Raw genomic sequence first — 11,418 nt, 5'->3', positions numbered from 1 at the left:
AAACCTCTCCTTCCTCAGCGCGAGGCTCTCGAACTAGTTCAGCTCGACGCCGGCATCACGCATGCGCGTGATCATGGCCTGAAGCGAACCGTTGAGATCGATGCCTCGACAGGCGTCGAGAATGACGGATGTCGAGAACCCTTGAGCGACCGCGTCGATCGCGGAGAAGGCGACGCAGAAATCCGTCGCAAGGCCACAGAGCGTCACCTTCCTTATGCCGCGATCCTTGAGATAGCCCGAAAGGCCTGTCGGCGTGCGGCGATCGTTTTCGAAAAAGGCGGAATAGCTGTCGATCTCAGGCCGGAAACCTTTGCGGATCAAAAGCTCGGCACGGGTCCACTCCAGCGCCGGATGGAATTGAGCACCGGCGCTGCCCTGCACGCAATGATCCGGCCAAAGCGTCTGCGCGCCGTACGGCATGGCGATCATCTCGAACGGGGTCTTGCCGGGATGGCTGGAAGCAAAGCTGGAGTGGCCGGCCGGATGCCAATCCTGGGTCAGCACCACATGCTCGAAGCGGCCGATCAGGCCGTTGATCATCGGCACGATCTCGTCTCCGCCGGCAACGCCGAGTGCTCCGCCCGGGCAGAAATCGTTCTGCACATCCACGACGATCAACGCTTTATCCGCCATCATTCACCTCTTGGCCGATCAATCCTCATCGATCACCAAAATCGATTTAAGTCCAAGATCAATCACAGAATTTGAGCGACGACAAGCCAGTTCCGCAGGCTTCCTAAATCGGGAAGGCAGATAAACGAAAGAGGGCGCCGGCCTAGGCCGACGCCCTCTTTCGAATGCAACTGAAAACGATCAGTTTCCGAGACTGTTGATGTTGTCGGCGATCGAGAAGCCGGAATTGGCGATGCCGACCGGCTGGGCGACGAAGTTCAGGAACTTCGAGAAATCGACCGACGGGTGACGCGAGGCATAAATCACGTCGCGGTTCTTGATCGGGAAGGTCTGGCCGACGATCAGGCTGTCCGGCCTGCTCATGTCGAAGCGGTAGACAATCGGGTAGCGGCCGACGTTGTCGGTCTTCATGCCCTTGCGCAGCATTTCGTTGAAACGCTGCTGACCGAGCAGGCTCATGACCACATCGGGTTCTTCGTAGCGGAAGATGAAGTAGCCCTTCATGTCGAGCGTGTAGTCGGCGCCGCCGCCGGCAAGACCCATGGCCTCGAGCAGATTGAGATCGTTCGCGCCGAAATCGACGCGCTGGTTGGCCTTGACCGCACCCAAGATCGTGAAGCGTCGCGGATCGCGCGTCACGAAGATCTGGTCGCCCGGCTTGACGTGGATGTTTTCGGACGGGTTGTCGATGATCGACTTCAGCAGGACCGTTCCGGTCTTCTTGCCGCGCACCAGCGTGACGAAGGTTTCGTAGGGCTGCGCGACCGGACCGCCGGCCTTGGCGATGACCTCGTTGATCGTCTCGTCGACGAGGCTGAGCGGCACCACGGACGATCTGCCGACGGCCCCCGAAACGGTGACGTTTCGCGACGCGGTGCTCATGCTGGTGACGATCACGTCCGGCTCGACGGCCTTCTGCTTCAGCGCTTCCAGGATTTCCTGGCGTGCCTGTTCCAGCGTCAAACCGGCAAAGCGCACCGGACCGACATAGGGGATCGCGGCCTTGCCGTCCGGCTGGACGACGAGATCGATGCTCGTCTGCTTGGAATCCTGCGTCGAGAACAGGCCGTCGCTGCCGGCTTCGAAGATCGAAACCTTCAGGGCATCACCGACGCCGATCACGACGCGGCCGACGCCGCCACCGATGCCGAAACGGCGGTTGAGCGTCGAAGACACGTAGTCGGAGACGAGGCGCGCCGAGCGGCCGTCCACATCGACGATGTCGAAGACGGTTGCGTTCTGGCGGCCGATTTCGGCACCGGACTGGCCGGCATCCTTGACGATCGCTCCGGCCAGCGGCCCCTCACCAGGCACGGCCTGGCATCCCACGAGGGCGGAACAAAGCAGAAGGGCACTGACTCGTTTCAACTACGACACTCCACATTCGGCACAGCCATGATTTTGCTCATAGTTCTGCACCGCATCATCCCCCGGCCGGGTTTTCACCGGTCTCTGAAAAGCACAATCGCCGTCCCACAACAAGTCACCCGAAGACCAAGACCGGCAATTTATTTCGGCCCGCGTCTTTCTGGTCATACCTTCGATACCTTGAGCGTGGTTTGTCGCCCCATCCGACTTGGACTGGCGTTGACAGCGTGTATATCTTCAGTCTTTGGGGTTGAAAGCTAGGGACTTTAAGTTAAAAGCTGACTAATGAGGCGGAGCGAATATAGCTGGGGATAGCCCGGAAGCATGACGATTGGCGATTGCATTTCGGCCTCTGTCGCGCAATCGCAGGTGCAACTTTAACGGCATTATTAGAGCGTTCGATCATACATGGCTGTTGAGATTATTGGGCGTGCATGCCTCGCCCCTGGAGCAGAATCGCCCTCGGCGTTGTTCAAACTTCTACGTCAGGGCAAGTGCACCGTCACCAGCATTCCGTCGGATCGCTGGGATGTCGCGCGATTCTGGCACCCGGTCATGGGCACCCAGGGCAAGACCTACTCCTTCGCGGCCGGCGTTCTGGATCAGCTCTACGATTTCGATCCGGCCGTCTTCGGCATGTCGCAGCGCGAGGCCATGTATATGGACCCGCAGCAGCGCGTGCTGCTGCAGCTCGCCTGGCGCGCGCTTGAAGACGCCAACATCTCGGCAACCTCGCTGCATGGCGAAAACGTCGGTGTCTATATCGGCGCATCGAGCCTCGACCACGCCAACCTGACGGTCGAGGATCCGGCGGCGGCCGGCCCCTATTTCATGACCGGCAACACGCTGTCGATCGTCTCGAACCGCATCTCGCACATTTTCGGTCTCAGCGGCCCGAGCATGACGGTCGATACCGCCTGTTCCTCTTCGCTCGTCGCGCTCGACCAGGCGATGCGGGCGCTGACATCCGGCGAGATCGACACGGCCATCGTCGGCGGCGTCAACATTCTTGCCCATCCCCTTCCCTTCGTCGGCTTCGCCCAGGCGCGCATGCTGTCGCCGGAAGGGCTTTGCCGCGCCTATGACAACGACGGCGCCGGCTACGTACGCGCCGAAGGCGGCGTGGTCTTCGTGCTGCGCCGTTCCGACCGGGCGCGCCGTGAGAAAGACCGCAGCTACGCGCGCATCGTTGCGACCGGCGTGAATTCGGCCGGGCGTACCAACGGCATTTCGCTGCCGTCGCGCGAGGCCCAGGCCAATCTGCTGAGAGCAATCTACGAAGGCAACGGCATCGACGCCAACCAGGTGGCCTTCGTCGAAGGTCACGGCACCGGCACCAAGGTCGGCGACCCGGCCGAAGTCTGGTCGATCGGGACGGTCATCGGCGCCAAGCGCCGCGCTCCGGTGCCGATCGGCTCGATCAAGTCGAACATCGGCCATACCGAGCCGGCTTCCGGCCTGTTCGGCATGCTGAAAGCCGTGATGGCGCTCGAAAACAACTACCTTCCGGCTTCGCTGCATTTCGACACGCCGAACGAGCACATCGACTTCGACGGCCTGAACGTTCGCGTCACGGCAAACCCGATCGAGCTTCTGCGCGGCAAGCGCGCGCGCCTCGCCGGCATCAACTCCTTCGGCTTCGGCGGTGCCAATGCGCACGTCGTCATCAGCGACCCGGAGCCGGCAGCCGATGAAAAGGCCGCAAACCCCTCGTCCTCCGGACATGTTTTCCTGGCGAGCGCCCATACGGCGTCGAGCCTGGAGGCGCTTCTCAGCGACTACAAGTCAGCTTTCGCCCATGCTTCCAAGGGCGAAGCGCGCGCAATGATCGCCGCATCGGGCGCCAACCGCACCCATATGCGCCATCGTTTCGCGGCGCGCAGCGATCAGCCCGAGGATATCGTGCGCGCGATCGCGAGCCACCTGGAAAAGCCGGGCTCCGGCATCGGCGAGGTCGGCGAAGCCGTCGTGCGGGATGCCAAGGTCGCCTTCGTCTTTTCGGGCAACGGCTCGCAGTGGGCCGGCATGGGCGTGGAAGCCTTCCGCGAGAACCTGCATTTCCGTCAGTGTTTCACCTCGGTCAGCGCACTGTTCAAGTTCCATTCCGACATCACGCTCACCGATCTCCTGACCGATCCCGATCTCGACAAGAAGCTTGCCGACACCAAGATCGCCCAGCCGCTGCTCTTCGCCGTGCAGGCCGCCCTGTCGGACTCGCTGGTTGCCATGGGCATCAAGCCGGTCGCCGTCTTCGGCCACTCCGTCGGTGAGATTGCCGCCGCCTACGCGGCCGGTGCGCTCTCGCTCGTCGATGCCGTTTCGATCGTCGCCAAGCGCTCGCTGCACCAGGACCTGCTCGCCGGCCACGGCACCATGGCCGCCGTCATGCTCGGCGAAGACGCCGCCCATGCCTTTGCCGAAGCGCGCGGCCTTGACGAACTCTGTGTCGCTGCCGTCAATGCCCACAATTCCGTGACGATCTCGGGTCCGGCCGAACAGATCTCTGCCTTCCGCGATGCCGCCCGCAAGGCGAAGATCCCGGTCCAGATCCTCGACATCAACTATCCGTTCCACCACCCGATCATAGACCGGGCGAAGGACGCCTTCCTCTCGGACATTCCGGACATCGCGCCGCGCCGCACGGAACTGACCTATCTCTCGACGGTCACCGGTGCCGCGCTCGAGGGCACGCAGCTCGACCCGGATTACTGGTGGAAAAACGTCCGCGAGCCGGTCCGCTTCCAGGCCGCCGCCGAAGCGGCGATCGAGATGGGCTGCCGCCTGTTTGTCGAGATTTCACCGCGCCCGATCCTGTCGTCCTATGTCAAGGAGACGATCAAGCAGGCGGCGGCTCCCGGCATGGTCGTGCCCACGCTGCTCAGAGACGTCGCCGAAAGCGGCCAGGATCCGATTTCGGTCGCGATGGCGCGTGCCGTCGCGCATGGCGCCGTGGTCGACACGACCCGGGTCTTCGGCAAGCGCAACGCCTCGGTCGCGCTGCCAAGCCTGCCCTTCGAGCCTGTCGAGCTGCGCCCGGCGGCAACGACCGATGCCACCGACCTTTTCGGCCGGATCGCCCGGCCCTACCGCCTGACCGGCTGGCGCAGCGATCCGAACAGCGGCAGCTGGAAGAACCATATCGACGCCCACCTCTTCCCCGATCTCGCCGAACACGTGGTCGACGGCAAGGCGATCCTGCCGGGCAGCGGCTTCATCGAGATCGCAGTAGCGGCAGCGCAGCAGTTCCATGGCAGTGACGAGGTCGAGATCACCAATCTCGAAATCGTCCGGCCGCTGGAGCTCAGCGACACGAAAATCATGGAACTGTCGACGGTTCTGTCGCCGGAGACCGGCGACATCGAGATTCGCTCGCGCGAACGGCTGTCGGAAGACGACTGGGCCGTGCATGCGGTTGCCCGCTGCCGCAAGCCACTGCCAGCCGAGGAGCGCGCCTATCCCTCGCTCGCCGGCCTGGCGAAGACGGCGACGGTGGGCCCTGCCCGCGCCTACGAAACGGCGCGGCAATTCGGCCTCGACTACGGCCCGCGCTTCCAGCTGCTGGCGAAGGCTGTTGCCTACGGTGACCGGCTGGTCGACGTCGAGCTGAAATCGGCCGATGCTGCCGGGCATCCGCTCGTCAGCTATGCGTTGAATCCGATTTCCGTCGACGCGACCTTCCACGGGCTGGTGGCGCTCTTCGACCGGTTCACCGGCGACAAGAGCGGTGCTCCCTATATTCCGGTTCGTTTCGGTTCGGTGCGCGTCGTCAACGGCGGCCTGCCGATCGCCCGCGCCATGATCGAGATCGAGCGCGTCAGCGCCAATTCGATCAAGGCGAAGTTCCATTTCTTCGGCCAGTCGGGCGAACCGATCGCCCATTTCGAGGATTGCCGCTTCCGCCGCACCTATCTGCGCAAGCACAAGACGCTCGATGCGCTGTCGTTCCACTACGAGGCGGTGCAGTCGGAAGCCGCCCTGCCAGGTCTTCCGCGCAACAGCCTGGCCCCGGTATCGATCGCCATGCCGACTGCCGGCGAAGCCGGCGTCGACAATGCGACGCTGCTCTTCAACGCAGCGATCTATCGCGCCTGCCAGGAGATCGCCCTCAAGCTCGGCAAGGGACGCTCGACGATCAAGGGCGACAACCTGCCTGGCGATTTCGCCTTCCAGTGTTTCCTGACGAGCTGCCTCTACGTGCTGGAGGATGCTGGGATCAGCCAGCACAGGGATGGCGTCTGGACCGTCGCGCAGGAGTTCAACCTGCCGGGCGTGCCTGAAATTCTGAGCGAACTTTACGGCGAGCGGCCCGACCGTGCAGTCGAGGCCGTGCTGATCAACAACGCCTATGCGGAAGCGCTCACGCGTATCGAAGCTCTGCAGGCCGGTGACGAAGCGAACTCCGCGTCGAGCTTCATCAGCGACGCGACGCTCGACCATCAGGCCGTTCATTCGGAGGCAAGCCGCCAGCGGATGGCCTGCGTTCTGGAAGCCCTCGAGCGAGCCCTTGCAACGCAGCCGGCCGGGGCGCGCCTGCGCATCGTCGAAATCGGCAGCGTATCGACCGGCTTCACCCGGCGGCTGGCGACGCTTGCCGAGAAGCATGGTGCAAGCCTTACGGTGTTCGAGGCACGCGACAATGCCCAGCGCGGCCTTGAGCTGGGCTTCGAGAACGACGCCCATGTGCGCATTCTCAAGAAGGGCGAGCTTGCGACGCTTGCGTCCTTCGATCTCGCCGTCAGCGCCTCCGACGCGCTCTATGGCCTGATCGAGGACGATGTCGCGGTGCGCACTGCGCTGCGGACCGCGCTCAGCGATACGGGTGGACTGATTGCCGCCGTCAGCGCGCCCTCGCTGTTCAACGATTTCGCGCTTGGCCTGTCGGAAGGCTGGTTCGCGCGCAGCCAGACCGCAGAGTTCCCGATCGGCAACCTGGCAGCCGTCCCGCACTGGCAGAAATGTCTTGGCGATCTCGACCTGCGCGAGATCGAAATTGCCGACCGCGAATGTGCAAGCGGCAACGTCATCCTCGTCGAAGCACGCGGTGCGGCAACAGCCGCCGTCAGCGCCACGGCACCGGCGTCCGGCCCTTACCTGCTGCTGGAGATCGCCGGGCATGAACAACGCGAGCCCTCTGGTTCAGCCGTTCGCGTCAGCCTGACCGGCGACGCGTCGGCGGACAAGACCGCGCTTCTGACGGCCTTCGAGACCCTCGGCGAGCAGCCGCTTCGGGCAGTCTTCCTCGCCTCGCCGCCGGCCACTTCGCGCACCGACGATTCCGCTTCGCTGCAAACGCAGATCCTCGTCCTCGGCGCGTTTGCCGAAGCGGTGCGGCAGCATATGGCCGGCACCGAGCCCGCCGCAGACAAGCGCCCCCGCCTCGTGCTCGTTAGCCCCGGCGGCGCCCCAATCGCCAACCGGACGGTCGGAGCGGCGGTTGCAAGCGACGGCGTCAATGCCGGTCTCTGGGCCTTCGCGCGCGTGCTTCAGAACGAGTACGAGTTCCTCGACGTCCACACGCTCGATATCGACGGTTCGCCGACGGCGACCGCTCAAATGGCTGCGGCGTTGCCTCTGTTGGCGGTGGCCGGAGCGAACCGTGAGTGGCTGCTCGAAGGCAAGGACGGCGCTGCGCTCTCCGAGATCCGCGCCGTGCCGGGTCCGGTCGACAATGCGCACGCAGCGACGGCCGCCTTCAAGGCCGCCACGATCCGCCAGCGCGTCAGCTCGCAGGTCGGCAGCATTGTCTGGGAGGAGGCCGATGTTCCCGCGGCAGGTCCGGGTAAAGTCGTCGTCGCGGTTGCAGCGACCGGCCTCAATTTCCGCGACGTGATGTGGGCGATGGGCCTTCTGCCGGAAGAGGCGCTTGAGGATGGTTTCGCAGGCGCGACCATCGGCATGGAGCTTTCCGGCCATGTGGTCGCCGTCGGCGACGGCGTCGATGACCTTGTCGTCGGCGACGCAGTCATGGCGATCGCGTCGTCTGCCTTCTCGACCCATGCGGTCGTCTCGCGGGCCGGCGTCGCCAGGCTGCCGCAGTCGGTGAGCCCCGTCGCCGCAGCAACGGTCCCTGTCGCGTTCCTGACGGCCTACTACGCGATGGTTGAGCTCGGGCGGATCCAGCCCGATGAAACGATCCTCATCCACGGCGCCGCGGGCGGCGTCGGCCTTGCCGCACTTCAGGTCGCAAAGCTGAAGGGCGCCAAGGTGATCGCCACGGCAGGATCGCGCGAGAAGCGTCGTTTCCTGTCGATGCTGGGTGCCGACCACGTCTTCGATTCGCGCTCGCTCGATTTCGTCAACGACGTTCGCGCCGTGACGGACGGCGAAGGTGTCGACCTCGTGCTCAACTCGCTCTTTGCCGAGGCGATGGAACAGAGCCTGGCGCTGGTCAAACCGTTCGGCCGCTTCCTTGAACTCGGCAAGCGCGACTACTATGCCGACAGCAAGATCGGCCTTAGGCCGTTCCGTCGCAATGTCAGCTATTTCGGCATCGACGCCGACCAGCTGCTGGTCAATCAGCCGAAGCTGACCAAGCGCATCTTCACCGAGATCGGCGCGCTGTTTGAAGACGGCAAGCTGACGCCTCTTCCCTACCGCGCTTTCGACTTCGACGAGATCGGCAACGCCTTCCGGCTGATGCAGAATGCCGGGCATATCGGCAAGATCGTCGTGCTGCCGCCGGTCGTCGGCAAGCATCGCGTCGCCAAGCGTCCGCATGGCGGCATGAAGGTCGACCCGACAGGCATGCATCTCGTCGTCGGCGGCATTGGTGGCTTCGGCCTGGCTGCCGCCAACTGGCTCGTCGAAAAGGGCGCGACGAAGATCGCGCTTTGCTCGCGCCGCGGCCAGGCGGATGCCGAGACCATGGCCATGATGGAGATCTGGGCAAAGGCCGGCGTCTCCGCCACGGTGCACGCCTGCGACGTCACCGATCCGGTGGCGACGGAGCGCCTGCTCAAGCAGTTGCGCGCCGTGGCACCGCTCCGTTCGGTGGTGCATGCGGCGATGGTGCTCGACGATGCGCTGATCAGCAATCTCAACCGCGAACGCAACCGCCCGGTCATCGACACCAAGGCCAAGGGTGCAGCCGTTCTCGATCAGCTGACCGCTGCCGACAAGCTCGACAACTTCATCCTGTTCTCGTCGGCGACGACACTCGTCGGCAATCCCGGACAGGCGAACTACGTTGCGGCCAACGGCTATCTCGAAGGTCTCGCCCGCGCCCGTCGCGCCCGCGGCCTTGCGGGTCTTGCCGTCGGTTTCGGCGCGATCGCCGACAGGGGCTACCTGGTCCAGAACACGGATGTGAACGACATTCTCGCCAAGCGCATCGGCAAGACCGCGCTCAAGGCACAGACCGCGCTCGACATGGTCGAAAGCCATCTGGCCTTCGATCCGGGCACCGTCGATGCGGCAACCGTGATGATTTCGGAAATCGACTGGTCGGCCGCGCGCAACCTGCCGGTCGCCAAGAACGCCCTCTTCGAAGTCATCCTGCGCAGCGCCGACCAGCATGCGACCGGCGGCGAAGGCACCAAGATGGACTTGGTCGCCATGATCGAGGGCAAGTCGCCGCAGGAGGCCGAGGACATCCTCTTCGACCTCGTCGCCGGCGAGATCGCCGCGATCCTGCGGGTGTCGAAGGATACGGTCACGCGTGCCAAGGTGTTGAAGGAAATCGGCCTCGACAGCCTGATGGCCGTCGAACTCGGCATGAGCTTCCAGCAGAATACCGGCTTCGACATGCCGCTCAGCGGCGTCGCGGACAACACGACGGTTGGCGATGTCGCCCGCAAGCTCTATGAAAAGGTCAGCAAGCGCGACCAGAGCGACGATGCGGAACCCGCCGACGACAAGATCGTCAACGAGCTTGCGCAAAGGCACGTCGGAACGGCGAAGGAAAAAGCACAAGGCCAATGAGCACGAACGGAAACGGTCCTGGCGCATCCAAGATGACCAGCAGCCTCAAGGAGAACCTGCTGGACCGGATGAGAAACACGCACCAATCCTCCGAGCGCAACCGCATGGCGCGCTCGGAGCGGGAGATGCCGCCGCCGGCACGCCGGCAGCAGGCTCGTTTCGAAGACCTGCCGGAATACAAGCAGGTGATGACCCAGAAGTTCGCAAGCGAACAACTCGGCATTGCCAATCCGTTCTACCGTGCGCACCAGACGGCGGCGGGGGCAACCACCGTCATCGACGGACGCAAGCTGATCAACTTCGCCTCCTATGACTATCTCGGCCTCAACCGCCATGCGGAGGTGCTCGCGCGGGCGCGCGATACCATCGACACCTTCGGCATTTCCGCGTCGGCGAGCCGTCTCGTCGCCGGCGAGCGCCCGGTGCATGTGGCGCTCGAAGAGAAGATCGCAAGCTTCTATGGCGTCGATGCCGCCGTCTGCTTCGTCAGCGGCTACCTGACCAATGTCGCCGCCATCAGCTGCCTGATGGGACCGAAGGACCTCGTCGTCCACGACGAGTTCATTCACAACAGCGCCCTTGCCGGCATCAAGCTCTCGGGCGCGACCCGCCGGCTGTTCAAGCACAACGACGTCGCCGACCTCGAACACGTGCTGCGCACCGTTGCCGGCGACTATCGCCGCATCATGGTCATCGTCGAAGGCATCTACTCGATGGACGGCGATGTCGCCGATCTGCCAGCGCTTCTGAAGCTCAGGGCCGAGTACGGCTTCTGGCTGATGGTCGACGAGGCGCATTCGCTCGGCGTTCTCGGCAAGACCGGGCGCGGCCTTGCCGAACATTTCGGCGTCGATCCGCGCGAGATCGACATCTGGATGGGCACCTTGTCCAAGACCACCTCGAGCTGCGGCGGCTACATCGCCGGCAGCGATGCGCTGGTTGAAGTGCTGAAGGCATCCGCGGGCGGCTTCGTCTATAGCGTCGGTCTGGCGCCCGTTCTGGCGGCAGCGGCAACTGCAAGCCTGGAGGTGCTGGAGCGCGAACCCTCGCGCACGGCCGCATTGCGTCGCAACGGCGCGCTGTTCCTCAAGCTTGCCAAGGAAGCGGGCCTCGACACCGGCCTCAGCAGCGGCTTTTCCGTCGTTCCGGTCCTCGTCGGTGATTCGTTGCGCGCCGTTCAGCTTTCGAACGACCTGCTTGCCGAAGGCCTCAACGCGCTGCCGATCATCCACCCGGCCGTGCCCGAGGGGCTTGCGCGCCTGCGTTTCTTCATCACCAGCGATCATACGGAAGAGCAGATCCGCCGGACGGTGACGCTGACGGCCGAGCGTCTGACGGACCTCACCGAACGCAACTTTGGTCTCGGCGGCATCGACATCGACCAGATGCTGAAGGCGCTCTCGGCGCGATAAGCGAGAGCGCCGCATCTGCCGCCGGCATGCTGAAGCGTTTCCGGTAAACAGTTCGCCACGGAACGTTCTATCTCTTTGTTTCACG

The 11,418-nt window shown here is 64.0% G+C and carries 4 protein-coding genes; 2 read left to right on the top strand and 2 right to left on the bottom strand.

Going from position 1 to position 11,418, the window contains the following annotated elements; all coding sequences use genetic code 11:
• Positions 1-33: 33 nt before the first annotated feature.
• Entirely contained in the window at positions 34-633 is a 600-nt protein-coding gene (pncA, locus tag C1A35_RS02720) for a bifunctional nicotinamidase/pyrazinamidase (RefSeq protein ID WP_104662924.1), read from the bottom strand.
• A 180-nt stretch (positions 634-813) separates the two neighbouring features.
• Entirely contained in the window at positions 814-2,001 is a 1,188-nt protein-coding gene (locus C1A35_RS02715) for a polysaccharide biosynthesis/export family protein (protein ID WP_104662798.1), read from the bottom strand.
• Positions 2,002-2,409: 408 nt separating this feature from the next.
• Here C1A35_RS02715 and C1A35_RS02710 point away from each other — a divergent pair, with 408 nt between their 5' ends.
• Both C1A35_RS02710 and C1A35_RS02705 read left to right on the top strand, forming a co-directional pair.
• Complete coding sequence (locus tag C1A35_RS02710) at positions 2,410-9,921, top strand: type I polyketide synthase (RefSeq protein ID WP_104662797.1); 7,512 nt, start codon at positions 2,410-2,412, stop codon at positions 9,919-9,921.
• Positions 9,918-11,333, top strand: a complete 1,416-nt coding sequence (locus C1A35_RS02705; protein WP_104662796.1) for an aminotransferase class I/II-fold pyridoxal phosphate-dependent enzyme — start codon at positions 9,918-9,920, stop codon at positions 11,331-11,333. Before C1A35_RS02710 ends, C1A35_RS02705 begins: the two co-directional genes overlap by 4 nt.
• Positions 11,334-11,418: the final 85 nt, after the last annotated feature.

The sequence above is a fragment of the Ensifer adhaerens genome (genome assembly GCF_002940685.1).
GTDB lineage: Bacteria > Pseudomonadota > Alphaproteobacteria > Rhizobiales > Rhizobiaceae > Ensifer > Ensifer adhaerens_E.
Note: the sequence above shows the minus strand (reverse complement) of the source record. Positions and strands in the feature narration are given on the sequence as shown.